Source organism: Roseomonas sp. KE2513, from assembly GCF_016107305.1.
GTDB lineage: Bacteria > Pseudomonadota > Alphaproteobacteria > Acetobacterales > Acetobacteraceae > Roseomonas.
The window spans coordinates 1-22,642 of record NZ_RCVR01000058.1 but is presented as its reverse complement, the minus strand read 5'-3'; the positions used below and the strand labels follow the sequence as shown (position 1 = coordinate 22,642).

Sequence of the window (22,642 nt, the reverse complement as noted above, 5' to 3'; positions counted from 1 at the left end):
GCGGCCTCCGGCACACCGCGGTTCCCAGCCAAGGCAGCGCTGCGCGGAGCGTTCCTGTAGCGGCCTGGGCCATGCGCCGACATCCCAGGCTGCGGGGTGGCACGGCCGGGCTCTTCGATGCCAGCTCGAACCGTATCATGATTGTCGGCATGACCCCAGCGATCATGCCGAGCCGAAGTGCCACCACATTTCTCCGGCCATGAGGATCCTCAGCATCCTCATGCCCGCGGGGCTGATCATCCGGGGCTGCATCCTGGCGACGGAGCCCTGAGGTCGCGCGAGCCCTCCACTTCGGCCGACCGCTACGCCGAGGCAACCGATCGCGCGCGTCAGGCCTTCGAAGGGGGCCGCACGGCGCGTGGCGGTCTGCATCTGGCTGAAACAGTCGTCGGGCAGGCGCATCGGGCTGGATGGGGTGACGGTATCTCGCCTCGTTCTCTGCAGAGCGGAAGCGCGCTTCGCCAGCGGCCTGCGAGATACGCTTTGGCTCGCCCTTGTGCCCAGGGCCGGTGGCACCGATGGGGGATTCATGGTGCACGCAGCCCCCGGCGACACCGGCCGCCGGAGCATTCTCGCCCTTCGCTAGGGGAGGACGGATAGGAACCGGATCGCGGGAAAAGGGAAGGCACGGGCATCCCCGCTGCCTTCCCTGACGACGGGAGCTTCCGCCGGAACCCGGCTAACGAAGCCTCAGCGAACGATGACGGACGGGCTGGCCGGCGTCGGCATGACCATCGGCGCCGGCGCGGGCGTGACGACGGTGGCCGTGGGCGGCGGAGCCGGGGGAGCGGTGTTCACCGTGCAGGCGGCGAGGCCCAGCGAAACCGCCACGACCGCAAGGACAGGAAGCAGGCGCATTCGAGTTCTCCGTTGCATGAACCAACAAAGGCGTAACTTCGAATTCCGCATTTCGTATCGAATGACGCACCATGACAGCTTCGTGAATACTGCCGCCTGGAGCGTGCAGCGCGGTCACGCCGCAGCGTCGATGGTCCCGTCCTCCACCGCCGCCACCAGGGCGCGCCAGTCCTCGCGCTCCGCCTGCCCAGGCTTACGCTCCCCAAACAGAAGGGCGATGGGCGCGCCGTTCGCGTCCAGCAGCTCAATGCTGGTCACCACGCCATCGGCCGTCGGCTTCACCACGCGCCAGGCCTCGGCCACGCCGGCCTCGCGCAGGTGGAGGTTGAAGTCGGGGTCGAGCACATTGAACCAGCCGTAGACTTCAGCCAGCCGGTGGACGGGACCGGTGTGGATCTGAATGGCGTGGCGGTTGCCCACGAAAACCATTACCGGCACCGCGCCGGAGGCCGCCAGCCGCAGCGCCGCCGATCCCGCCCGGCCGTCCAGCCGCTGCGCCAAGTCTTCACCAGCCAGGCGGAAGGCCTGACGCCGCGTTGCCTTGTGCCGCCGCAGCATGGCGATGAAGTCGTGCGTGTCGCGCAACGCCAGCCAGTCCTCGCGCAGCGTCTTGGCGTCCACCAACCCCTCCGAGGGAGCGGCGTGGATCGTTGGCATGGCGGCAGGGGGCGGCGCCTCGGCGGTTGCGAACTCCGCGACGAGCGCGGCCCAGGCGTCGCGGTCCGTTCCCTCGGTCGCGAAGACCTTGTGCACGGCCTCGCCGTCCTTGTCGAAGATTTGGATCGAGGGGCGCGCGCCATCGAGCGCGTAGGCATTGGCCCAGGCTCCGGGAAAGAGCCGGAGATCGATCTCCGGCCCGAGCACGAGGATGTGCCCCGGCCCTGTCGAGACATGGCGGAAGCTGCCGTAGCGCTCGTGCACCGCGTGCTCGTTGCGTGTCAGCGCCATGATGCGCCCGAGCCGGGGGAGGGCGCCCACCAGCGCCGGCCAGTCGCGGCGGATCAGCGCCACCGGCCCTTCCGCCCCTGCGGCCACCAGCGCGGCCTCCGTTGTCCCGAGGCTGACGGCCGCGTCGCGGATCCGCAGCCTCGGATTTTCCCCCTTCAGCGCAGCGTAGCGTTCGAGGAGGTTCGTCATCCAAGCTCTCCCGCCGGCTCGCCGTCCAGGCACGGCGGGCCGGAGGAGGAGTTTGCGCCCGATTACGCGCGCCGCAAGATCCGTGGGGCGTCAGCCCTGCAGCTCGCGCCGCACGATCGCGGCTCCCTCGGCCATGGCGCGCAGCTTGCCGAAGGCGCGGGCGCGGGGGAGGTACTTCATGCCGCAGTCGGGCGCGACCACCAGCCGCTCGGCCGGGAGCCGCTCCAGCGCGGCGCGGATCCGCCCTGCCACCACCTCCGGCGTCTCCACCTCGGCACTGCCAAGGTCGATCACGCCGAGCATGATCGTCTTGCCCGAAAGCTCGTCCAGCACCGAAAGGTCGAGCTTCGGCTGCGCCGCCTCGATCGAGATCTGCGCCGCCGTGCAGTCGGCAAGCTGCGGCAGGAAGGAGTAGCCCGAGGGCTTTTCCTTCACGACGGCCGCGTAGCCGAAGCAGAGATGGACGACGGTGTCCCCTTCCAGCCCTTCGAGTGCGCGGTTCAGGGCGCGGACGCCGAAGCGGGCCGCCGCCTCGGGACGGGCCTGCATCCAGGGCTCGTCGATCTGAATAATGTCGATCCCCGCGGCCTTGAGGTCACGCGCCTCCTCGTTCACGGCGACGGCGTAGTCCATCGCCATCGCCTCCTCGTCCCGGTAGTGCTCGTCATAGGCCTGCTGGGACATGGTGAAGGGGCCGGGCAGGGTGATCTTCGTGCGGCGCTCGGTGTTGGCAACGAGGAACTCCACGTCGCGCACCTCCACCGGGCGCGTGCGGCGGATGGGCCCGACCACGCGGGGCACCATCGTCTCCTTGCCGGCACGGCCCATGGTGCGGGCGGGATTGTCGAGGTCCACGCCGTCGAGAGCGAGGGCGAAGCGGTTGGAGTAGCTCTCCCGCCGGATCTCGCCGTCCGTCACGATGTCGATGCCAGCTCGCTCCATGTCGCGGATCGCGAGCAGCGTGGCGTCGTCCTGCGCGCCCTCCAGCGCGTCCTCCGCCACCCGCCACATGCCCTTCATCCGCACGCGCGGCACGAGGTTCTGCGCCAGCACCGCGCGGTCCACCAGCCAATCCGGCTGCGGGTAGCTACCGACGACGGTGGTGGGGAGAAGGGTTTCGGTCATGCTCAGGCTTTCGGTAGTGAGGTCGGCTGGTAGGCGAGAAGGCGCCAGCCCCCATCCTCGCGCGCCCAGACCGCGCAGGTAAGGGAGCCGATGGTGCGGTCAGTGCCGTGGCGGGTGATTTCGGCCCCCATGGTGCCGAGCGCAACCGCCGCATCGGCACCGGCGGGCAGTACGGTCTTCACCTCGTGCCAGGTCTTGCGGTAGCGCAGCGTGCCGTCCGCCAGCGTGGCGAGGTAGCTCGCCTTCGTGTCCTGGCTCCCGTCCGAGTGGGAGTAGACGAGCCGGTCGGACAGCAGCGCGCCGAGCGCCTCCCTGTCGCCCGCCTCCATGGCGGCGTAGCGGCGCGCCTCGAGCGCGCGGATTTCATCCCTCATGGTGGTTCCCTAGCGTGGATTGGGCGCGAGCAGCCGCTCGGGCCAGGTGGCGACGCGGAAGAAGTCCAGCCCACCCTCGCCGGAGGCCTGGTAGGCGGCGGCGAACTGGCGCGCCATGGCCGAGAGCGGCATGGGCGCGCCCTCCCGCTGCCCGACGGCCAGCGCGAGGTCCAGGTCCTTGGCCACGAGGTCCACGTCCGCGGCGGGCGTCCAGTCGCGCGCCTTCAGCATCTCCGCCTTGTAGGCGAGGAGCGGGGAGGCGACGACGCTCTTGGACAGCGCCTCCACCATGGCGGACCAGTCGAGCCCGAGCCTGCCGCCGAAGGCCAGCGCCTCGCCGATGATGGCGGGGGTCATGGCGACGACCATGTTCACCATAAGCTTCACCGCCCGCGCTTCCTCCGCCAGCCCGCAGCGCAGCGTCTCGCGGCCGAGCACGGAGAGGAGCGGCGCGCAGCGGTCCAGCGCGGCTTCGGGACCGGAGGCGAAGATCGTCAGCGCGCCGGCTGCCGCCGTGGACGTGCTGCCGGAAACGGGGCAGCGCAGGTAGTCGGCCCCGCGTGCCGCGATCACCTCGGCCACGCGGGCGGAGGCGGCGGGGGAGACGGTGCTGAGGTCGATCAGCACCTGCCCGGGTCGCATCTCCTCGGCCAGTCCCCCTGGGCCTGTCACGACGGAGAGCAGGGCGAGGTCGTTCGGCACCATCGAGAGGACGATATCCGACGCCTCGGCCAGCGCCGCCGCGGTCACCGCCGGGCGTGCCCCGGCTTCGGCCATGGGTGCGAGACGGGCCGGGTCCGTATCCGTCACGGACAGTGCCGCCCCGGCCTCGATCAGCCGGTGACAGAGCGGCGTGCCCATGCGGCCGACGCCGATCCAGCCGAGCTTCCAGCCCTCCAGTGCTGCCATGCTCAGAGCCCCAGATAGAACTTGCGGACCAACTCGCTGTCGCCGAGCGCCGCGGGGCTGTCCCCCTGGAACTCCACGTGGCCGTGGACGAGGACGTAGCCGCGGTCAGCGATGCGGATCGCCTGGTGGAAGTTCTGCTCGGCCATCAGCACTGTGAGCCCGAGCTTCTCCTTCAACTCCGCGATCTTCTCGATCGTGCGGGCAACGAGGATGGGGGCGAGGCCGACCGAGGGCTCGTCCACCAGCAGGATCTTCGGCGCGCACATCACCGCGCGGCCGAGTGCCACCATCTGCTGCTCGCCGCCGCTCATGCTGCCGACTGCCTGGGATCGCCGCTCTTTCAGCCGGGGAAAGGCCTCGTAGCAGAACTCCAGGTGGCGCGGGATGGCCGAGCGGGCGGCGCGGCGATAGGCGCCGAGCAGCAGGTTTTCCTCGACCGAGAGGCGGGGGAAGAGCCGTCGTCCCTCCGGCACGATGGCGATGCCGAGATCGACGATCTCTTCCGGCGAGCGCCCGACGAGGTCGGTCGTGACCCCATCAATGGTCACGCTGATCCGCCCCCGCGTCGGCCGCAGCAGGCCGAGGATGCAGCGCATGAGCGTCGTCTTGCCGTTGCCGTTGGTGCCGAGCAGCGCGACGGTCTCGCCCGGCGCGACTTCCAGCGACACGCCGTCCAGCGCCCGCACGGCGCCGTAGGCGGCGTCCACGTCCTCGATGAGAAGGCTAGCGGCCAAGATAGGCCTCCTCGACCTCGGGCATGGAGAGGACGGCGCGCGGATCGCCGTCCGCCACCTTCTTGCCGGCCACCAGCACGGCGATGCGCTGGGAGAACTCGGTGACGGCGCGCATGACGTGCTCGATCATGATGATCGTCGTGCCGCGCTCGTTCAGCTGGAACAGCAGGGCGAGGATCTGGTCCACCTCCGTGTGGGAGAGACCGGCCATGGCCTCATCTGCGATCAGCAGATCCGGCTTGAGGGCCGTCGCGCGCGCCAGCTCCAGCCGCCGGAGCTCCACCTGGGTCAGCTCCTTCGGCATGCGCGATGCCTTGCCCGCCAGCTCCACGGATTCGAGGCAGGCCATGGCCGCCTCATCCGTCGAGGCTTCTCGCCCGGCATAGGCGAGCGGCACGCGGATGTTGTCGATGACGGAAAGGCCCCGGAAGGGCCGCGGAAGTTGGAAGGTGCGCGCCAACCCGCGCCGTGCCCGCTCGTGCGACTTCAGTCCGGCCAGCTTCTCCCCCTTGAAGGTGAAGCCGCCGTCATGGCTCGGGAAGGCGCCGGCGAGGCAGTTGGTGAAGGTGCTCTTGCCCGAACCATTGGGCCCGATTAGTCCCAGCCGCTCCCCGGCGCGCACCTCGAGGTTGATGCCTGACAGGGCCGTGAAGCCGCCGAAACGCTTGCCGACGCCATCGGCGCGAAGAACGATCTCGCTCATCGACGCCCCCGGAACAGGCCGATGATCCCATGCGGCGCAGCGCAGACGAAGACCACGAGCAGCACGCCCACGATCAGCAGGTTCGCCGCGGAGGAGATCGTCACCGTCGCCGCCTGCTGCAGAGAAGAGAGCAGAACCGCCCCGATCAGCGGCCCTGCCCAGCTCGAGGTGCCGCCGATCAGCGGCATCGCGATGGCGTTCACCGCGTAGGAAAGCCCGAAGGCCGAGCCCGGCTCCACATAGGAGCCGATGAAGGGCAGGGGGGCGCCCGCCACGGCCATCATCGCACCGCTGACGGTGGTGGCCACCAGCTTCAGCCGGAGCGTCGGAACCCCCGTCGCCTCCGCCGCCTGCTCGTCGTCGCGCAGCGCGGCCAAGCCCAGACCAAGGCGAGAGGTCTCGATCGTCCGCGCGATGGCGACCGAGGCCGCGGCGAGCACGACGAGCACCGCACAGAGGAAGCCCGAATAGGTCTCGAAGGGCCAGGGCACGTCCCGCGGGCGCAGCACATAGGCGCCGCGCGAGCCGCCCACATAGGACCAGTTCACCACGATCGTCTGGAGCACCACCGAGAGGCATAGGGTGGCAATGGCGAAATAGGCCCCGCGCAGCCGCAGCGTCAGCACGCCAGTGCCGAAGCCCAGCGCCCCGCCGACGACGGCCGCCAGGCCGATGCAGGGCAGCAGCCCGAGCCCCATGGCCTTGCCGAAGGCGACCGTCGCGTAGGCCCCAGCCGCGAAGAAGGCGGCGGCGCCGAAATTCACGTAGCCTGCGTAACCACCGAGGATGTTCCAGGCGGTGGCCAGTACGACGTATTGCAGCACGATGGTACTGACGAAATAGACGTACTCGCTGCCGATCCCGCGCAGCGCCAGGATCACCGCCAACCCCACGGCCGCGGCGGCCAGCCAGAAGGCTGCATGCCCCATCCGGCGAGGGGCTGCCAGCGTCACGCCGGGAAGCGTCGCGTCGCTCATGCCGCCCTCCCGAACAGGCCCTGGGGCCGCACCGCCAGCACGAGCAGCAGGCAGCCGAAGGCCACCGCCGGGGACCAGGAGGGTCCGTAGAAGGTGGCCGTCACGTTCTCCACCACGCCGAAGGCGAGGGCGGCCAGCACGCAGCCGCCGAGGGAGGAGAGCCCGCCCATGATGACGATGGCGAAGACCCGGCCGATGAACACATGGCCGGAGGTGGCTTCCACCGGTTGCACCACCACCAGTGCGCCGCCGGCCAGTGCCGCGAGGGCGATGGAGATGCCGAAGGCGAGACGCTTCACCCGCACGGGGTCAATGGCCAGCAGCCGCAGCGCCTCCCGGTCCTGCGCGACGGCCGCGATCGCGCGCCCCATGAAGGTGCGCCGCAGGAAGAGCGAGAGCCCGCCGATGGCCAGCAGCGAGACCAGCATCGGCACCAGCATCCGCAGCGGCAGGTCCACCTCGCCGAGCTGGATCGTGGTGTTGGCGTAGGAGGCGTCGGCGAAGTGCTGCTCCGGTCCCAGAGTCAGCACCAGCCCGATCTCGATGATGAAGAGCACGCCGAAGAAGAAGGCGAGGCCCTGGATGGCCTCGTCCCCGCGCCGCTCGAAGAAGTGGTGATAGGCCACGTAGATCGCCGCCCCCAGCGCCCAGAAGGCAGGGGTCAGCAGGATGGAGAGGACCAGCGGGTCGATCCCCGTCGCCCCCCAGAGAAGGGCAACGAGCATGGCGCCCAGCACCATGAAGGCCGGATGGGCGATATTGACCACGTCCAGCATCCCGAAGGACACGGAGAGCCCTGCGGCCGCGACCGCGTAAAGGCCGCCGAGCAGCAGGCCCGAGACGATCCCGTTGAGGAGGAGGACGAGGTCGGGATCCATCAGGCACCCGCCGTGTAGGGCTTGCGCAACTCGCCGGACTTATACTTCGGCGGGTAGAGCACGACCTGAGTATCGGGCCGGCGGAACTGCTCGATCCCGTTGCCCTGGATGCCCTGGTACTGGGTGTAGAGGTTGCGGTCCTCGGTCCACTCCCCCTGGGCATCGAAGCGCATCGGGCCGATCACCGTGTCGAACTGATTGGCGTGCATGTCCGCCGCCAGGGCCGCCTGGTCGATCTTGCCCACGCGTCGCACGGCCTGCTCCAGCACCTGCATCTGGGCATAGGCCATGGGCGGCACGTAGTAGCCGAGCGCATCAGTGCCCTCGCGGGCAGCGATCGGCTGGTAGCGCTCGATCAGCGCCTGGACGCCCGGGAACTGCAGCGTCGGCGCAGGCGCGTACACATCCCACACCACCAGGTTGTTCAGGATGGGGCCGAGCTGGAGCTTCTGCGCCGTGATGTGCGGCCCGATCATCGGCCCCCCCATCATCGGGAAGCTCACGCGCAGCTCGCTCGCCGCCCGCAGCATGCCCGCGGTATCCGGCGGATAGGAGCCGATAAAGACCACGTCCGGCCGCGCCGACTGAACGGAGCGCATGATGGGCGAGAAGTCCACCGTCGTGGGCGGGTAGGCGCGGTCATAGACCACCCGCAGTCCGCGCTCCTTCGCCAGGAAGCGCGCGCTCTCGGCAGCGCGCTGGTGGAAGTCGCTGTCGAGATAGGCGATGGCGATGGTGCGCGGCCGCGGCTCCATCGCCATAGCGATGTCGATGAAGCCTTTCGCGAAGGTGCCCTTGAGGTCAGAGCCGGTCGTAGTGACGGAGAAGTAGCGGTCGTACTTGAAGTCCGCGTTCACGTTGGCCGCGAAGAGCGACACGAAAGCCATGTTCCGCTGCATCACCACGGGCATGGCCGGCGCCGCGATCGCCGTGGAATAGCCGGAAACGACGAGGTCGACCTTATCGACGTCGAGCAGCTTCGTGTAGATACCCGGCACCTGGGAACCGTTGCTCTGGTCGTCGTAATAGACCAGCTCCACCGGCCGCCCGAGCAGGCCGCCCTTGGAATTCACGTCCTCCGCCCAGATGCGGTGCGTGGTCAGGGCGGGGCGGCCGTTGCCTGCCAGCCCGCCCGAGAGCGACATCGAGAAGCCGATCCGGATCGGCGGACCCGAGGGCGCCGTCTGAGCGCGGGCGGTGGCCGGCACGGCGGCGGCGGCCAGTGCCAGCCGGCCCATGTCGCGCCTGCTGATCTCTTTCATGAACCTACCTCCTCCATGGCCGGGCTTTCCGCCCTGGTCCGGTGTCGATGCTGGGGCCGGGCCTACTCGGCGGCGATCTTGGATGGATCGGCGCCCACGCGGCCGGTCTTGTCGTGCTCCGCGCGGCGGGCGATGTGAAAATCGTAGTGTACGCTCGGTACGGCGGGGTCGGGTGAGCCCTCCACCCCGGTCTGCGGATTCACGACAAGGGACTCCGACACACCGAAAACCACGTCGCTGTCGATATACTGGTCGCTGCCGAGGTAGAGGGCCGTCACCAGCTCGCGGTAGCCCTCGGCGCCGATCAGCATGTGGATATGCGCGGGGCGGCAGCCGTGGCGACCCTGGGCGGTGATCATGGTGCCGACCGGCCCGTCCATCGGGATGTAGTAGCCGAGCGGGAAGAGGGTGCGGACGACGTAGCGCCCCTCCGCATCCGTGCGGAACTGGCCGCGCATGTCCATCTGGCTGGGATCGATGGCCTGGAGGTCGTAATAGCCCTCCGCGTCGGTCTGCCAGACCTCCACGATCGCGTCGGGCACGCCGCGGCCGTTCTCGTCCAGCACGCGGCCGAAGACGATCAGCTCCGGCCCCTTGGCGTGGACCGCGATGCTCTCGCCCATCTCGAACTTCGGCGAGGCCTCGCGGTAGAAGGGGCCGAGCAGGCTCGCCTCCGTCGCGTCGCCCATCCGGTTCGCCTTGTCGTCCATCAGGTTCACCAGGCGCGACAGGCCCAGCGTGTCCGAGAGAAGGATGAACTCCTGGCGCGAGGGCGTGCAGGTCTGCCCAGTACGGGTGAGAAAGCCGATTGCCTTGAGCCACTCGTCCGGCGTCAGGCGCACGTCGCGCGCGAAGTCGTGGAGGTGCCGCACGAGACTCTCCATCACCTCCTTCATGCGCGCGTCCTCGGTGGTCGCCATCTGCGCGATCACGGCATCGGTGATGCTGTTCTGGTCAAGGTCGGCCATCTCGTCGCCCTCTCTGGAGGTGGTCCGTGCGGCCACCTCTCGATCCACTTTGCCTGGCCCCTGAAGAGGCTAGTCCGGCCTGATGTTGGCAGCGGCGACCACGGGGCGCCACTTGGCAATTTCGGCCCGCGTCATCTCGCCCAGCGCCTCGGGCGTGCCGCCCAGCGGCTCTACCCCCTGGGCGCGCAGGTTGGCCAGGGCTGCAGGGTCGGCCAGCAGGTCGTTGGTCGTCTTGTTCAGCCGCGCCACGATCTCGGGCGGCAGGCCGGCGGGGCCGAAGAGATGCCAGCGCCCCTCCACCACGAAGTCCTGTAGCCCGGCCTCCGCCATGGTCGGCAGGTCCGGCAGGATGCTCACCCGCTTCTCGGAGGTGACGGCCAGCGCCTTCAGGGCGCCGACATCCAGCTGCGGCTTCAGCCCCAGCGGGTGGTAGAACATGCCGTCCACCCGCCCGGCCACGAGGTCCGTCACCCCCTGGCCGGCGTTGCGGTAGGGCACGTGCTGGGTGTCGATCCCTGCGCGCAGGTTGAGCAGCGCCTGGGAAAGGTGCCCCGTGGTCCCGTTCCCCGCCGAGGCGAAGGTCAGCGGCCGCCGCTTCGCCAGCGCCACCAGCTCCGCGACCGAGGAGACACCGAGGGACGGCGTGATGCCGAGCACCGCCGCCGTCGTCACGAAGGGTGCAATCGGCGTGAAGTCCTTGACGGGATCGAAGCCCTGGTCGGTGAAGAGGCTCGCGTTGATCCCGTGCGTGCCGTTGGTGCCGAGCAGCAGCGTGTAGCCGTCCGCCGGTGCCCGCGCGACCGCGAGCGCGCCCACGTTCCCGCCCGCGCCGGCGCGGTTGTCCACCACGATCGTCTGCCCGACCTGCCGGCCGATCGCCTCGGCCAGGATGCGGCCGAGGATGTCGGTGGTGGTGCCGGCGGCGAAGGGCACGATCAGCCGGATCGGCCGGTTCGGCCAGGCGCCCTGGGCCAGGGCCGGCCGGGCGAGGAGAGCCGCAAGGCCCCCCAGCGCGGCGCGGCGTGTGGCCTGCATCAACGTGGCAGCCGGGCGGGAGGTCATGCTCAGGCCGCCTCGTCCTGGACCGGGTTGGACAGGACGCCCAGTCCCTCGATCTCGACTTCCATGGTGTCGCCGGCCTTCATGAAGATGGGCGGCTTGCGGGCATAACCCACGCCGCTCGGCGTGCCCGTCGCGATCATGTCGCCCGGCTCCAGCGTCATCACCTCGCTGAGGATCGCAAGGATGCGCGGCACCGGGAAGATCATGTCCGAGGTGTTCGAGTCCTGCATCGTCTGCCCGTTGAGGCGGGAGGTGATGCGGAGCGCGTTCGGCCCCTGCGGGATCTCGTCGGGCGTCACGATCTCGGGCCCGACCCCGCCGGTGCGCTCGAAGTTCTTGCCCATGGTCCACTGGCCGCCCTTGCGCTGGTAGTCGCGCACCGAGCCCTCGTTCATGATCGTGTAGCCGGCCACGCAGGAGAGGGCGTCGGCCTCGCTCAGGTGCCGGGCTCGCTTGCCGATGACGATCACCAGCTCCGCCTCGTAGTCGAACTTGTCGGAGACCTTCGGCCGGATCAGCGGCTCGCCATGGCCCACCAGGGAGGTCGGGCCGCGCATGAAGACTGCCGGGTAGTCCGGAATGGGGTTGCCGCCCTCCTTCGCGTGCAGGGCGTAGTTCAGGCCGATGCAAATCATCTTGCCCGGGCGCGGGACGGGCGGCAGCAGCTTCAGCCCCGCCATGGGCCGGCGCGGTGCGCTCTTCAGCTTCTCGGCCAACGCGGCGGCGCCCTCGGGCAGGTTCAGCGCGGCGAGGGCGGGCAGGATGTCGGCGGGAAGGCCCGGGACCACATCGGCCAGGGCCACCACCTCATCGCCCAGGCGGGCGCCGAGGGCCGAGCGGCCCTCATGCTCGAACGCGATCAGTCGCACGCTGCGTTTCCTCCAATTTGTGTGCGGAGGTTTTGTCGAAATTCCATGGCCGTCAAGCAGGATCATCGGCAGGGTTGCGGAATTAGGGACTTTCGCGATGATACATTTGGTATGTCAGACGCCACGCCGCTTCCCGAAGGGCGCGATCCCACCCTCGCCACCGCCGTCCACCGGCGGCTGCGCGAGGACATCCTCTCCGGCCGCCTGCCACCCGGGTTGAAGCTGAAGCTGCGCGACCTTGCCCAGAACTACGGCGCCGGCGCCTCGCCGATGCGCGAGGCCCTGTCCAAGCTCGCGGCCGAGGGGCTGGCGGAGCGGCTGGAGCATCGCGGCTTCCGTGTTGCCGCCGCCGCGCCCTGCCAGCTTGAGGGGCTGATCCGCGCGCGGGTGCTCGCCGAATCCGCGGCGCTGCGCGAATCCATCCGCCGCGGCGACGCCGCCTGGGAGGACGCGCTGGTGCTGGCCGAGCACCGGCTGAACCGCTTGGCCCGCTCGCTCGACCCCGCGCGCTATTCCCTCAACCCGGATTGGGAGTGCTGCCACCGGGTATTCCACCAGGCGCTGCTCGCCGCCTGCGGGGCGCCGCCGCTCCTCGCCTTCTGCGAGAGGCTGCAGGAGGAGGCGGGCCGCTACCGGGCGCTGGCGAATACCATTGCCTATCCGGGCCGTGACGTGGAGGCCGAGCACCGGGCCATTCTCCGCGCCGCCCTGGCCCGTGACGCCGATGCTGCTGTTGCCCTGCTTGCCGAGCACTATGAGCGCACCGGCGCCCTCGTTGGTGCCGATCTCGACCGCCAGACATAGACGCCTCGCTCGCGCGAAGTGGGCCGACGCAACTGCCGCAGCGGTCCTCACGTTCCGCCATCCAGGAACGGAGGCTCGGCACGGAGCGGTCCCGGCCCTTGGCCGGCCCGCGAGGTGCCTCGCTGCCCGCCCGGTGCCCGCCGGGCCGCCTCCGGTGCCAAGCCCCTTGCAGGACACCGCCATGGCCGACCTTGACCTTCCCGCCCGGCAGGGCTTCGCCCCGGACGCCTCCCCTGCGGCGCTCCCCAGCGAGATTCCCCTCACGCTGACCATCAACGGCGAGCGCCGGGAACTGCACGTGCGCCCCTGGACCACCTTGCTTGACCTGTTGCGCGAGGATCTGCACCTCTACGGCACGAAGAAGGGCTGCGATCACGGCCAGTGCGGCGCCTGCACGGTGCTTGTGAACGGACAGCGCATCAATTCCTGCCTCGCACTGGCCGTGAGCAAGGACGGCTGCGAGGTCACGACGGTCGAAGGCCTCGCCGCGTCCGACGGCGCCCTGCACCCGATGCAGGAGGCCTTCATCGAGCACGACGCCTTCCAGTGCGGCTACTGCACCCCTGGCCAGATCTGCTCGGCGATCGGCCTTGTCCATGAGGGACATGCGAGAACGCCCGAGGAGATCCGCGAGCAGATGAGCGGCAACATCTGCCGCTGCGGCGCCTACACAAACATCGTCGATGCCATCGAGGACGTGCTGGCGAAGGGGACCACGAAGTGAACCGCTTCTCCTACGCACGCCCGGGCAGCGTGGCGGACGCCGTGCGCGAGGTTGGCTCGGGCCCTGCCACCAAGGTTCTCGCCGGCGGCACCAACCTCGTGGACTTGATGAAGTACAACGTGGAGCGCCCCGCGCACCTCGTGGACGTGACCCGCCTGCCGGGGCTGAGAGAGATCGAGGAAACAGGGGAGGGCGGCCTGCGCATCGGCGCCCTCGTCACCAACAGCGCCGTTGCCTATGACCCGCGCGTGCAGGAGCGCTACCCGCTGCTCTCCTCCGCCATCCTCGCAGGCGCCACCGCGCAGCTCCGCAATGCCGCGACCACCGGCGGCAACCTGCTCCAGCGCACGCGCTGCTACTATTTTTATGACGCCGCCACGCCCTGCAACAAGCGCGAGCCCGGCACCGGCTGCCCTGCGAAAACCGGCGTGAACCGCATCCACGCCATCCTCGGCACCTCCGAGCACTGCATCGCCACCCATCCCTCCGACATGGCCGTCGCGATGGCGGCGCTGGAGGCGGTGATCCATGTTTCCGGCCTGAATGGCGAGCGCGAGATCCCCATTGCCGAGTTCCACCGCCTGCCCGGCGACACGCCGGAGCGCGACACGAATCTTGGCGTGGACGAGGTCGTTACCGCTGTTACCCTGCCGGCGCCCCGCTTCGCCACGAATTACACCTACCTCAAGCTGCGCGACCGCCTCTCCTACGCCTTCGCCCTCGTCTCGGTGGCGGCGGCTTTCGACATGGAGGGCGGCACGGTGCGGGAGGCGCGCATCGCCCTCGGCGGCGTCGCCCACAAGCCCTGGCGCGTGCTCGAGGCGGAGGCGATGCTCAAGGGCGTGGTGCCCGAGCGCGGCGCCTTCGCCATGGTTACCGAGCGCATCCTCCAGGGCGCGCAGGGCTATGGCGGCAACAGCTTCAAGATCGAACTCGCCCGCCTCGCCATTATCCGCGCCCTGTCCCAGGCCGCGGCCGGCACGCCGCAATCCCAGACCGACAAGCGCATCCAGTAGGGAAGGGGGACGAACCATGCACGAGACCCATTTCGGCTCCCCCCGCAACCGTGTGGACGGCCGCCTGAAGGTGACGGGCGCCGCGCCCTATGCCGGCGAGTTCACGGCGCCCGACCTTGCCCATGGCTACGTCGTCTCCGGCGCCATTGCGAAGGGGCGGATCAAGAGCATCGACACGAAGGCGGCGCTCGCCGTGCCCGGCGTGGTGCAGGTCTTCACCCATGAGAACCGGCCGCGCACCGCCTTCCGCAGCAACGCCTACCAGGACGAGGTGGCGCCGCCCGGCAAGCCTTTCCGCGCCCTTTACGACGAGCGGATCGTCTATAGTGGCCAGCCCGTCGCCCTCGTGGTGGCGGAGGATTTCGAGATCGCCCGCTATGCCGCCTCCCTCGTGCGCGTGACCTACGAGGCGGAGCCGCACGAGACCGACCTCGAGAAGGTGCGGGGCAAGGCCTATGTGCCGCCGGTCAAGCGCCAGGGCATCTCGCCCCCACCCAAGCCGCGCGGCGATTCCGAGGCCGCCTTCGGCAACTCCCCGGTGAAGGTGAAGGCCGGCTACCGGATCGCCATCGAGCACCACAACCCCATGGAGCCGCACGCGACCACCGTGGTCTGGGAGGGCGACGAGCGGATCACCGTCCACGACAAGATCCAGGGCGCGCAGAACAGCCAGTCCTACATCACCAGCGTCTTCGGCCTGCCCAGCAGTGATGTGCGGGTGATCTCGCCCTTCGTCGGCGGCGCCTTCGGCTCGGGGCTGCGCCCGCAATACCAGCTGTTTCTCGCCGTCATGGCTGCGTTGGAGCTGAAGCGCTCTGTCCGCGTGGTGCTGACGCGCGACCAGATGTTCACCATGGGCTACCGTCCGGACGGGCTGCAGGAGGTGGCGCTGGGCGCGAACCAGGACGCCTCGCTGCAATCGATCCGCCACGACCTCATCGCCAATACCTCCACCTGGGAGGACTATCAGGAGGCGACGGTCAACTGGTCGGCTATGCTCTACCACTGCGACAACGTCACGACGACGCACAAGCTGGCCACGACCGACCTCTACACCCCCGCAGACATGCGCGCTCCAGGGGCGCCGACGGGCCTTTTCGCCATGGAATCCGCGATGGACGAGCTGGCGCACAAGCTTGGCGTCGATCCCGTGCAGCTGCGCCTCAGGAACTACGCCGACATCGATGAATCCACGAACAAGTACCACACGAGCAAGGAGCTGCGCGCCGCCTATCAGCTCGGCGCCGAGCGCTTCGGCTGGTCAAAGAGGAACCCCAAGCCCCGCTCCATGAAGGAGGGGCGCGAACTGATCGGCTGGGGCATGGCCACCGGCGCCTGGGAGGCGCAGATGGCCCAGACCTCCGCCCGTGCGACGCTGACCGTGGACGGACGGCTGGAGGTGGCGACCGCCTCCGCTGATATCGGCACGGGCACTTACACCATCCTCACGCAGATCGCGGCCGACGCGCTCGGCCTGCCGATGGAGCGGGTGACGACGAAGCTCGGCGATTCCTCCCTGCCGAAGTCGCCGGTCGAGGGCGGCTCTTGGACCGCCGCCTCCGCGGGTTCGGCGGTGGAGCTGGCCTGTCACAAGGTGCGGGAGACGCTGTTCAAGTACGCCCGCGGCATGGACGGCTCGCCGCTGGCCAATGCCGACATCGATCGCGTGGCCTTCCATGGGGAGCGGATCGCGCTCATCTCCGACCCCTCTCGCTTCGTGACGCTGACCGACGCGCTGAGGGCCGGTGGCGTGGAGAAGATCGAGGCGGAGGAGACGGCCGCGCCGAGCAAGCTGACCCAGATGCGCTACAACTCCTTCACTCATTCCGCGATCTTCGCTGAGGTGCGGGTGGACGAGGAGCTGGGCCAGGTGCGCGTGACGCGGATCGTGGATGCCGTGGCGGCCGGGCGGATCATCAACCCCAAGACCGCGCGCTCGCAGATCATCGGCGGCGTGGTCTTCGGCATCGGCATGGCGATGCACGAGGAATCCATGCCCGACCACAACCTCGGCCGCTTCATGAACCACAACCTTGCCGAGTACCACGTGCCCGCGAACGCCGACATCCACGGCATCGAGGTGATCTTCGTCGAGGAGCACGACACGCTGACCAGCCCGCTGGGCGTGAAGGGCCTCGGCGAGATCGGCATCGTCGGCACCGCGGCGGCCATCGCGAACGCGGTATTCCACGCGACAGGCAAGCGCATCCGCGAGCTGCCGATCACGATCGATAAGGTGATCGGCACGCCCGAGGCTGCCTGACCAAGGCGCTCGGCCCGGTAGGGATCCGTTCCCTGCTGTGGCCGGGAGCCCGTGGGGCCTTCACCTTTTCATAACCGAGTTCGCGCAGGCTTGAGGCGTTTGCAACGCTGAGGCTTGTCGAGAAATGACCTTGCGTACCCAAATCATTGTCGTGATGGCAGCCTGTGCACTGGCGATCGCAGGAATGGGGGGCTTCGCGGCCTACAGGATCTCGGCGGTCAACTATTACGTAAACACGGTCGCGAAGAACTGGCTGCCGAGCGTCGATGCAATCGCGCGGGCCTCGGAGACGGTTCAAATCCTCCGCCAGTTCATCCTGCGCCACAGCATCGTCACCGATGCTGCCGGCAAGCAGGAAGTGGAGGAGCGGTTGAATGAGCTCCTGGCGTCGGTCGACAAGTTCTTTGTGGAATACCAGGCACTGCTGACAAGCTCCACCGAGCAGCGCCTTTTCGACGCTTCGAAGCAGTCCTGGCAAGCCTACCGCGTGGAGATCGAGCCGACCCTGGCTCTCTCTCGTGCCGGGCAGAACGCCGCCGCCGCGGCCCGCATCACGGGCGTGAACACCGCCCGCGCGCGCGCCCTGACCGCCGATTTCGATGCGCTCAAGGCTTTCAACAGGGAGGGCAGTACCAAGGACGCGGCGGCGGCGGCGGCCAGCACCGCCTCGTCCTCGATCATTGCGGCGGGCGCGGTGACGCTGCTCGCCTTCCTCGGAGCTGCTGGCATGGCCATCTGGCTGGTGCGCGGCGTGTCTTTGCCGATCCTCCGCACGGCGGAGCTGATGCGCCAGATCGCGGACGGCAAGCTCACGGTCACCATCGAGGGCAAGGATCGCACGGACGAGATCGGCCACATGGCCCGCGCCCTGGAGGTGTTCCGGGCCAATGCCGAGCGCGCCCGCGACCTCATCGCCTCGCAGGAGGCCGAGCGCCGGGCCAAGGAGCAGCGCGCCACCCGTATGATGGAGCTGGTGAGCGGCTTCGAGGGCCGCGTGGGCGAGATGGTCAGCGTTCTCTCCTCCGCCTCCACCGAACTCGAGGCGACGGCCCGCAGCATGGAAGCGACCGCCGTGCAAGCCCGCTCCCAGGCTACCGAGGTCGCCGGCGCCGCGACCCAGGCGAGTGGCGGCGTGCAGACCGTGGCCGCGGCGGCCGAGGAGCTGAGCGCCTCCATCATCGAGATCAGCCGCCAGGTGGCCCAGGCGAGCAGTGTCGCCACCAGGGCAGTGGATACTGCCAACGCGACGAACACCACGGTCCAGAACCTTTCCGAGGGCGCAAGCCGGATCGGCGAGGTGGTGAACCTCATCAGCAACATCGCGGGGCAGACGAACCTCCTCGCGCTGAACGCGACGATCGAGGCGGCGCGCGCCGGCGAGGCCGGCAAAGGCTTTGCCGTGGTGGCGAGCGAGGTGAAGTCGCTGGCCGCCGAAACCGCGAAAGCCACGGACGAGATCGGCCAGCAGGTCGGTCAGATCCAGGGCGCCACGCGCGGCGCGGTGGAGGCGATCGGGCTGATCATGAGCACGGTGAAGGAGATCAGCGAGATCACCGTCGCGATCGCGGCCTCTGTGGAGGAGCAGAGCGCCGCCACCCAGGAGATCGCGCGCACGGTGCAGCAGACGGCCGAGGCCACCGGCGTGGTCGGGCAGAACATCGCTGCGGTGAGCCAGTCAGCGAACGACACGGGGGCGGCTGCCAGCCAGGTCCTCGCCGCCGCCTCAGGCCTCTCGTTCCAGTCCGAGCAGCTCACCGCCGAGGTGAACACCTTCACGCGCGAGGTGAGGGCGGCCTGAAGGCGCGGCCGCCGCTATGCCGCCCCCTTCAGGGGCGCTCAGTGGCGGCGGCTTCGCCTCGGTGCCGGGCTCTCCTCGCGCGTCTCCTCGTCCACTACCAGGCTCTCCATTCCCGCGCGCCAGGTGACCTGCCAGCGCTGCGGCCGTCCGGCGCGGCAGCGCAGCAAGTCCAGCGTCCATTGCGGGTCGCCCAGGTCGTGCATCGACCCTCCTGCGCGTCCCGTCACATGCCAGCGCGTTGCCGCCAGGGACGGACCTTCCTCCGCCTCGGCCTCGCACAGCAGCAGCCCGATCCCCCCGCCCGTCTCCGCCGCCAGTTGCAGCCGGCGCATGGCCGTCGCGTCCGGCCGCTCGTCCATCAGCAGCACGGCCGAGACCGCGTGGCAGCGCAGCGCCTCCTCCGTCGCCCAGAGTGCGTCCACGTGGTTCGAGGGCTGTGCCACGATCAGGCGAGAGGGCGGCAGGCCAAAGCCCATCAGCCCGGGCGGCCAGGGATCGGGGTCGCGCGAGATCCAGAACACCGTGCCGCCGGAGCGCGCCATCAACAGCGCCGCGAAGCCCACTGCCGCCCCCGCGCCGTCGGACAGGATCTCGTGCACCGCCGCGCGCGGCAGGCCGCCGCCGGGCAGGGCCCGGTCCATCTCCGGGCAAAGGGGAATGGCCGAAACCTCCTCCCGCCCGGTCAGCCCCGCGCGCTCAATGCGTGCCACGCGGGCCCGAAGAGCGGCCAGAACGGCGTGCCTGTCCATTCCTGTTCCACCCGCCGAATCGCGACCTTGCATGCGGTCGTCACATCGGCCCTCAACCTCCTGCAAAGAAGGGGCGGGGGCAGGAATCAGCCGGGGCCTTGGGGGCGAATCGGAGGGCATGTCCGTTCATACTATGTTCCTTTTTGGGCCGCATCCTTCCTCTGCGTGCCATTGCACCCCCATGAGCCACACCAAAGGTCACACGCGGGTGTAGCCTTACCCTGCGCGAAACGTTGCGGGTTTGAGGGACCCAGTCGACTGATGCAACGGCGCGCCCTTCTCGCCCTATGACCCTGCCAGGCAGCTTGGCTGCTTGCGCCGGCCTGCCGGGTATGGAGGCCGCCGGAACCCCGGTGGCCCCGCTTCTCGGCACCGGCTTCGCGGCGCTGCACGCGGATGGGGCAGGGGGCGCGGGCGCGGTCCTCGCCGCCGCCGTCGCGGCCGCCCGCCGCGCGCCCGTGCTGGCCCGCAGCTCGCGCATGGCTCTCTCCATCCTCGGCGACGCGGTCTGGGCCGCGGGAATGCCCGGCATCGGCCCCGGCGTCGCCACCGGCACGGTGGAGATCCCCGATGCCATCCTGCCCCGCTTCGGCCGTGGCTTCACCGCGCGCATGCCCGCGCTGATGGGCTATTCTGGTGGTCCGGTCGTGGGCAGTGACGGGCGGCTGAGGGGCCTCGTCGCGGCCGTTCCGGACGAGGGCGGCTCGAGCGCTCTGGCGCTGCTAGCCGGAATGGACCTCGGCGGCCTCGCCGCGGGGCGCGGCCGCCGGGCTTTCGCCCTCTCCATCCACGAGGTCATGGAGGAGGTGGAGCGTATGGGTCTCGTCTGAGGCCTAGCCCCGGCGCGAGTTGTCCCGTGCCCCTATGTCCCAGGGTGCGCGCCCCATCTCGCGCTCCGCCTCCAATCGGTTCGCCCCGATATCGGCGAGCATACGGTCGTCGAGGGTGGCGAGGATGCGGCGCTCCTCAATGGTACGGACCATGCGCGCGACCATGGCCAGCCAGCCGAAGGCCGGGACGCGCGGAGTGCCTTTACCAGCAGCCTCCCGAGCGAAGGCGCCGCGGTGGATGACGTGACCGGACATGATGCGATCCTCTCCTGATTGATGTCGCGAGGAGGAAGATCGGCCCGGCACCGTCATAAGGGAAACGAGTTGTTTTGAACTCCGGCATCAGCGATGCTGATCCCATCATGATGAACATCCCGCCCGGGATCGATCCCGACCTGCTGCGCTCCTTCGTGATGGTGGCCGAGGGCGGCAGCGTGACACGTGCGGCGATGCGCGTCGGGCGAACGCAATCCGCTGTTTCGATGCAGATGCGCCGCCTGGAGGAGATGCTCGGTCAGGCGCTGCTGCTGCGCGGCCCGCGCGGTCTCAGCCCCACGCCGCACGGCCTCTGGCTGCTCGACCGCGCGCGCCGGCTGCTCGCGATGCACGACGAGATCGTGAACAACTTCCGCGCGCCCGAGATCACCGGCCGTATCCGCCTCGGCTCGCCCGACGACTACGCACTGCTCTGGTTGCCTGAGATCCTCGCCGGCTTCGCCGAGGCCCATCCGGCGGCGGAGGTGGAGGTGGTCTGCCTGCCGTCGAGCGAGCTGCTGCGCTGCTACGAGAAGGGCGATCTCGACATCACCCTCTTCTCCGGCGGAAACGAGCAGCCGGGCACGCCGGCGGAAAGCCTCTGGCGCGGCCCGCTGCGCTGGGTGGGCTCCGCAACGCGGCCAGTCCATCTCCTGCGTCCGGTCCCGCTCGTGCTCAGCCATATCGGCTGCAACTGGCGGATCGCCGCCACCGGCGCATTGGGCCGGGCGGATGTGCCCTGGCGCATGGCCTATTCCTCTGCCTCTCAGACGGGCACGCACGCTGTCGTGCTGGCCGGCCTCGGCATCACAGTCGGCCTCTCCGTCTCCCTGCCGCCGGGCCTGCGCCTGCTCGGGCCGGAGGACGGCATGCCCGACCTGCCCGAGCTGGAGATCGCCCTGCTGCGCCATCCCGGCGCGGGGGCTGAGGCGCTGGCCGAGCACATCCGCCGCGGCTTCGCCGCGCGCCCGGAGCCGAATGCCCGCGCGGCCTGACGCCGCGGCCGTTCCGGAATGGGTTGCGCGTCGCCAAGGAGGCGTCAAAGCTGCGCCGACCGCGAGGCCGGGCGGAAGAGAAACCGGAAAGAGACGTTCAAGGAGCACTGCATGATCGAGAGCCCGAACAAGGGCCGGCGTGGGCTGATCATGGCGACCGCCACCGGCCTCGCCATGCCTTCCCTTCTGCGCGCACAGGGCGCCGGCCCCGGCGCCTGGCCGGAGCGGCCGATCCGCCTCATCGTCCCCTGGCCGCCCGGCGGCTCCACCGACGCCGTCGCGCGCATCTTCCAGCCTCGCCTTTCAGACGTGCTGGGCCGTCCCGTCATCATCGACAATCGTGGCGGCGCCTCGGGCGCGATCGGCGCCGGCGAGGCGGCGCGGGCTACGCCCGATGGCTATACCTGGATGCTCGCCTACGACACCGAGGCCACGAACCAGACCGTCATGCGCCTGTCCTACAAGACACTCGAAGCGCTGGTCCCGATCTCGCTCGTGGCTACGGGGCCACTGGCGCTGGTCGCGCACCAATCCACGCCCTTCCGCAGCTTTCAGGACGTGGTGGACGCGGCAAAGAAGGCGCCTGACAGCCTCAACTACGCCACCTCGGGCGTCGGTGGGCTCGCCCATGTGGCAACGACGCTCCTGCAGCAGAAGGGCGGCTTCAGCCTCACCCACGTTCCCTATCGCGGCGGCGGACCGGCCGTGTCGGACGCGGTGGCCGGGCACGTTCCGCTGTTCATGACGAACGTCGTCATCATCACCCAGCACATGAAGGCCGGCACGCTGCGCCCGCTGGGCGTCACCACGCGCACGGCCTCCCGCCACGTTCCCGGCGCGAAGTCCTTCGCCGAGCAGGGCGTCGGCGACTTCGAGGCGCCGACCTGGTGGATGCTGCTCGGCCGCGCCGGCACGCCCGATGCCATCCAGGAGCGGATGAGCACCGCCATCCGCCAGGTGCTTCAGGACCCGGAGGTAAAGTCGAAGATCGAGGAGCAGGGAGCCGACGTGGTGGGCTCCGACCCCGCTGCCGCCCGCGCCTGGCTGACCAGCGAGATCGACAAGTGGGGAGCCGTCATCCAGTCGGCCAACATCAAGGCCGACAACTGAGCGGACCGTTCCCGGGCCGCCATGCCGGCTGCCCGGGAAGGTTTCATGCTGCCCGCGGAAAATTCGCGCGGACCTCGAAAAAGGGGTTTGACGGCACAGGGCCGCGCCCATATAAGCCGCCCACGCCGAACGGGACGGACGCTGAAACGCTCCGCTCCAACGGCTCCTCCCTCGGATGCAGGGTCGGTCATCAGGTGGCTCGAAAGGGTCGCCCGGTGACGCTTCGCCGCCTCCGAGTGGAT

The 22,642-nt window shown here is 69.5% G+C and carries 23 protein-coding genes; 8 read left to right on the top strand and 15 right to left on the bottom strand.

Annotation, left to right across the window (positions count from 1 at the left end; translation table 11 throughout):
- Positions 1 to 690: 690 nt before the first annotated feature.
- From D9599_RS27890 to D9599_RS27830, 13 genes are all read right to left on the bottom strand, one after another.
- Positions 691 to 858, bottom strand: a complete 168-nt coding sequence (locus tag D9599_RS27890; RefSeq protein ID WP_156963729.1) for a hypothetical protein — start codon at positions 856 to 858, stop codon at positions 691 to 693.
- Positions 859 to 972: 114 nt separating this feature from the next.
- Positions 973 to 1,995, bottom strand: coding sequence for a hemin-degrading factor (locus tag D9599_RS27885; protein WP_198384563.1), 1,023 nt, complete (start codon positions 1,993 to 1,995; stop codon positions 973 to 975).
- Positions 1,996 to 2,085: 90 nt separating this feature from the next.
- Positions 2,086 to 3,120, bottom strand: a complete 1,035-nt coding sequence (locus D9599_RS27880) for a 5-methyltetrahydropteroyltriglutamate--homocysteine methyltransferase (protein WP_198384562.1) — start codon at positions 3,118 to 3,120, stop codon at positions 2,086 to 2,088.
- Positions 3,121 to 3,122: 2 nt separating this feature from the next.
- Entirely contained in the window at positions 3,123 to 3,494 is a 372-nt protein-coding gene (locus D9599_RS27875; RefSeq protein WP_198384561.1) for a nuclear transport factor 2 family protein, read from the bottom strand.
- A gap of 9 nt (positions 3,495 to 3,503) precedes the next feature.
- Positions 3,504 to 4,403 (bottom strand): NAD(P)-dependent oxidoreductase, encoded by a 900-nt coding sequence (locus D9599_RS27870; protein ID WP_198384560.1) that lies wholly within the window; start codon positions 4,401 to 4,403, stop codon positions 3,504 to 3,506.
- 2 nt (positions 4,404 to 4,405) lie between these two features.
- Complete coding sequence (locus D9599_RS27865) at positions 4,406 to 5,137, bottom strand: ABC transporter ATP-binding protein (RefSeq protein WP_198384559.1); 732 nt, start codon at positions 5,135 to 5,137, stop codon at positions 4,406 to 4,408.
- Positions 5,127 to 5,840, bottom strand: coding sequence for an ABC transporter ATP-binding protein (locus tag D9599_RS27860; protein ID WP_198384558.1), 714 nt, complete (start codon positions 5,838 to 5,840; stop codon positions 5,127 to 5,129). The genes D9599_RS27865 and D9599_RS27860 overlap by 11 nt, the downstream gene beginning before the upstream one ends.
- On the bottom strand, positions 5,837 to 6,817 hold the full coding sequence (locus D9599_RS27855; RefSeq protein ID WP_198384557.1) for a branched-chain amino acid ABC transporter permease: 981 nt from the start codon (positions 6,815 to 6,817) through the stop codon (positions 5,837 to 5,839). The genes D9599_RS27860 and D9599_RS27855 overlap by 4 nt, the downstream gene beginning before the upstream one ends.
- The gene (locus D9599_RS27850; protein WP_198384556.1) at positions 6,814 to 7,695 is read right to left on the bottom strand and encodes a branched-chain amino acid ABC transporter permease; all 882 of its coding nucleotides are present in this window, start codon (positions 7,693 to 7,695) and stop codon (positions 6,814 to 6,816) included. Before D9599_RS27850 ends, D9599_RS27855 begins: the two co-directional genes overlap by 4 nt.
- Complete coding sequence (locus D9599_RS27845; RefSeq protein ID WP_198384555.1) at positions 7,695 to 8,957, bottom strand: amino acid ABC transporter substrate-binding protein; 1,263 nt, start codon at positions 8,955 to 8,957, stop codon at positions 7,695 to 7,697. The genes D9599_RS27850 and D9599_RS27845 overlap by 1 nt, the downstream gene beginning before the upstream one ends.
- A 62-nt stretch (positions 8,958 to 9,019) precedes the next feature.
- A complete protein-coding gene (locus tag D9599_RS27840) occupies positions 9,020 to 9,925 on the bottom strand; it encodes a dioxygenase (protein WP_198384554.1) in 906 nt (301 codons plus the stop codon).
- A 69-nt stretch (positions 9,926 to 9,994) separates the two neighbouring features.
- Positions 9,995 to 10,987 carry a tripartite tricarboxylate transporter substrate binding protein gene (locus tag D9599_RS27835; protein WP_198384553.1) on the bottom strand — a complete coding sequence of 331 codons (993 nt, stop codon included), beginning with the start codon at positions 10,985 to 10,987 and terminating at the stop codon, positions 9,995 to 9,997.
- Positions 10,988 to 10,989: 2 nt separating this feature from the next.
- Complete coding sequence (locus D9599_RS27830; RefSeq protein WP_198384552.1) at positions 10,990 to 11,856, bottom strand: fumarylacetoacetate hydrolase family protein; 867 nt, start codon at positions 11,854 to 11,856, stop codon at positions 10,990 to 10,992.
- Between the two features lie 111 nt (positions 11,857 to 11,967).
- Here D9599_RS27830 and D9599_RS27825 point away from each other — a divergent pair, with 111 nt between their 5' ends.
- The 5 genes from D9599_RS27825 to D9599_RS27805 all read left to right on the top strand — a co-directional run bounded on the left by D9599_RS27825 (position 11,968) and on the right by D9599_RS27805 (position 18,461).
- On the top strand, positions 11,968 to 12,660 hold the full coding sequence (locus D9599_RS27825; RefSeq protein WP_198384551.1) for a GntR family transcriptional regulator: 693 nt from the start codon (positions 11,968 to 11,970) through the stop codon (positions 12,658 to 12,660).
- A 181-nt stretch (positions 12,661 to 12,841) separates the two neighbouring features.
- Entirely contained in the window at positions 12,842 to 13,384 is a 543-nt protein-coding gene (locus tag D9599_RS27820) for a (2Fe-2S)-binding protein (RefSeq protein WP_198384550.1), read from the top strand.
- Positions 13,381 to 14,400 (top strand): xanthine dehydrogenase family protein subunit M, encoded by a 1,020-nt coding sequence (locus tag D9599_RS27815; RefSeq protein ID WP_198384549.1) that lies wholly within the window; start codon positions 13,381 to 13,383, stop codon positions 14,398 to 14,400. Before D9599_RS27820 ends, D9599_RS27815 begins: the two co-directional genes overlap by 4 nt.
- 16 nt (positions 14,401 to 14,416) lie before the next feature.
- Positions 14,417 to 16,663 (top strand): xanthine dehydrogenase family protein molybdopterin-binding subunit, encoded by a 2,247-nt coding sequence (locus D9599_RS27810; RefSeq protein WP_198384548.1) that lies wholly within the window; start codon positions 14,417 to 14,419, stop codon positions 16,661 to 16,663.
- Between the two features lie 130 nt (positions 16,664 to 16,793).
- A complete protein-coding gene (locus D9599_RS27805; protein WP_232481014.1) occupies positions 16,794 to 18,461 on the top strand; it encodes a methyl-accepting chemotaxis protein in 1,668 nt (555 codons plus the stop codon).
- Between the two features lie 38 nt (positions 18,462 to 18,499).
- Here D9599_RS27805 and D9599_RS27800 read toward each other — a convergent pair whose 3' ends face one another.
- Positions 18,500 to 19,210, bottom strand: coding sequence for an ImuA family protein (locus D9599_RS27800; RefSeq protein ID WP_198384546.1), 711 nt, complete (start codon positions 19,208 to 19,210; stop codon positions 18,500 to 18,502).
- 353 nt (positions 19,211 to 19,563) lie between these two features.
- On the opposite strand from D9599_RS27800, the gene D9599_RS27795 reads away from it, so the two are divergent.
- Positions 19,564 to 20,040, top strand: coding sequence for a hypothetical protein (locus D9599_RS27795; protein WP_198384545.1), 477 nt, complete (start codon positions 19,564 to 19,566; stop codon positions 20,038 to 20,040).
- Positions 20,041 to 20,043: 3 nt separating this feature from the next.
- Here D9599_RS27795 and D9599_RS27790 read toward each other — a convergent pair whose 3' ends face one another.
- Positions 20,044 to 20,295, bottom strand: coding sequence for a DUF1127 domain-containing protein (locus D9599_RS27790; RefSeq protein WP_198384544.1), 252 nt, complete (start codon positions 20,293 to 20,295; stop codon positions 20,044 to 20,046).
- 74 nt (positions 20,296 to 20,369) lie between these two features.
- On the opposite strand from D9599_RS27790, the gene D9599_RS27785 reads away from it, so the two are divergent.
- Positions 20,370 to 21,290: a LysR substrate-binding domain-containing protein gene (locus D9599_RS27785; protein ID WP_232481013.1), complete on the top strand. Its 921-nt coding sequence runs from the start codon at positions 20,370 to 20,372 to the stop codon at positions 21,288 to 21,290.
- Between the two features lie 111 nt (positions 21,291 to 21,401).
- Entirely contained in the window at positions 21,402 to 22,400 is a 999-nt protein-coding gene (locus tag D9599_RS27780) for a tripartite tricarboxylate transporter substrate binding protein (protein WP_198384543.1), read from the top strand.
- Positions 22,401 to 22,642: the final 242 nt, after the last annotated feature.

What these genes read in the sequence shown, in the direction of transcription:
- D9599_RS27890 (WP_156963729.1), bottom strand. Translation starts at nt 858, where the DNA reads ATGCGCCTGCTTCCTGTCCTTGCGGTCGTGGCGGTTTCGCTGGGCCTC.
- D9599_RS27885 (WP_198384563.1), bottom strand. Translation starts at nt 1,995, where the DNA reads ATGACGAACCTCCTCGAACGCTACGCTGCGCTGAAGGGGGAAAATCCG.
- D9599_RS27880 (WP_198384562.1), bottom strand. Translation starts at nt 3,120, where the DNA reads ATGACCGAAACCCTTCTCCCCACCACCGTCGTCGGTAGCTACCCGCAG.
- D9599_RS27875 (WP_198384561.1), bottom strand. Translation starts at nt 3,494, where the DNA reads ATGAGGGATGAAATCCGCGCGCTCGAGGCGCGCCGCTACGCCGCCATG.
- D9599_RS27870 (WP_198384560.1), bottom strand. Translation starts at nt 4,403, where the DNA reads ATGGCAGCACTGGAGGGCTGGAAGCTCGGCTGGATCGGCGTCGGCCGC.
- D9599_RS27860 (WP_198384558.1), bottom strand. Translation starts at nt 5,840, where the DNA reads ATGAGCGAGATCGTTCTTCGCGCCGATGGCGTCGGCAAGCGTTTCGGC.
- D9599_RS27855 (WP_198384557.1), bottom strand. Translation starts at nt 6,817, where the DNA reads ATGAGCGACGCGACGCTTCCCGGCGTGACGCTGGCAGCCCCTCGCCGG.
- D9599_RS27850 (WP_198384556.1), bottom strand. Translation starts at nt 7,695, where the DNA reads ATGGATCCCGACCTCGTCCTCCTCCTCAACGGGATCGTCTCGGGCCTG.
- D9599_RS27845 (WP_198384555.1), bottom strand. Translation starts at nt 8,957, where the DNA reads ATGAAAGAGATCAGCAGGCGCGACATGGGCCGGCTGGCACTGGCCGCC.
- D9599_RS27840 (WP_198384554.1), bottom strand. Translation starts at nt 9,925, where the DNA reads ATGGCCGACCTTGACCAGAACAGCATCACCGATGCCGTGATCGCGCAG.
- D9599_RS27835 (WP_198384553.1), bottom strand. Translation starts at nt 10,987, where the DNA reads ATGACCTCCCGCCCGGCTGCCACGTTGATGCAGGCCACACGCCGCGCC.
- D9599_RS27825 (WP_198384551.1), top strand. Translation starts at nt 11,968, where the DNA reads ATGTCAGACGCCACGCCGCTTCCCGAAGGGCGCGATCCCACCCTCGCC.
- D9599_RS27820 (WP_198384550.1), top strand. Translation starts at nt 12,842, where the DNA reads ATGGCCGACCTTGACCTTCCCGCCCGGCAGGGCTTCGCCCCGGACGCC.
- D9599_RS27810 (WP_198384548.1), top strand. Translation starts at nt 14,417, where the DNA reads ATGCACGAGACCCATTTCGGCTCCCCCCGCAACCGTGTGGACGGCCGC.
- D9599_RS27800 (WP_198384546.1), bottom strand. Translation starts at nt 19,210, where the DNA reads ATGGACAGGCACGCCGTTCTGGCCGCTCTTCGGGCCCGCGTGGCACGC.
- D9599_RS27790 (WP_198384544.1), bottom strand. Translation starts at nt 20,295, where the DNA reads ATGTCCGGTCACGTCATCCACCGCGGCGCCTTCGCTCGGGAGGCTGCT.
- D9599_RS27780 (WP_198384543.1), top strand. Translation starts at nt 21,402, where the DNA reads ATGATCGAGAGCCCGAACAAGGGCCGGCGTGGGCTGATCATGGCGACC.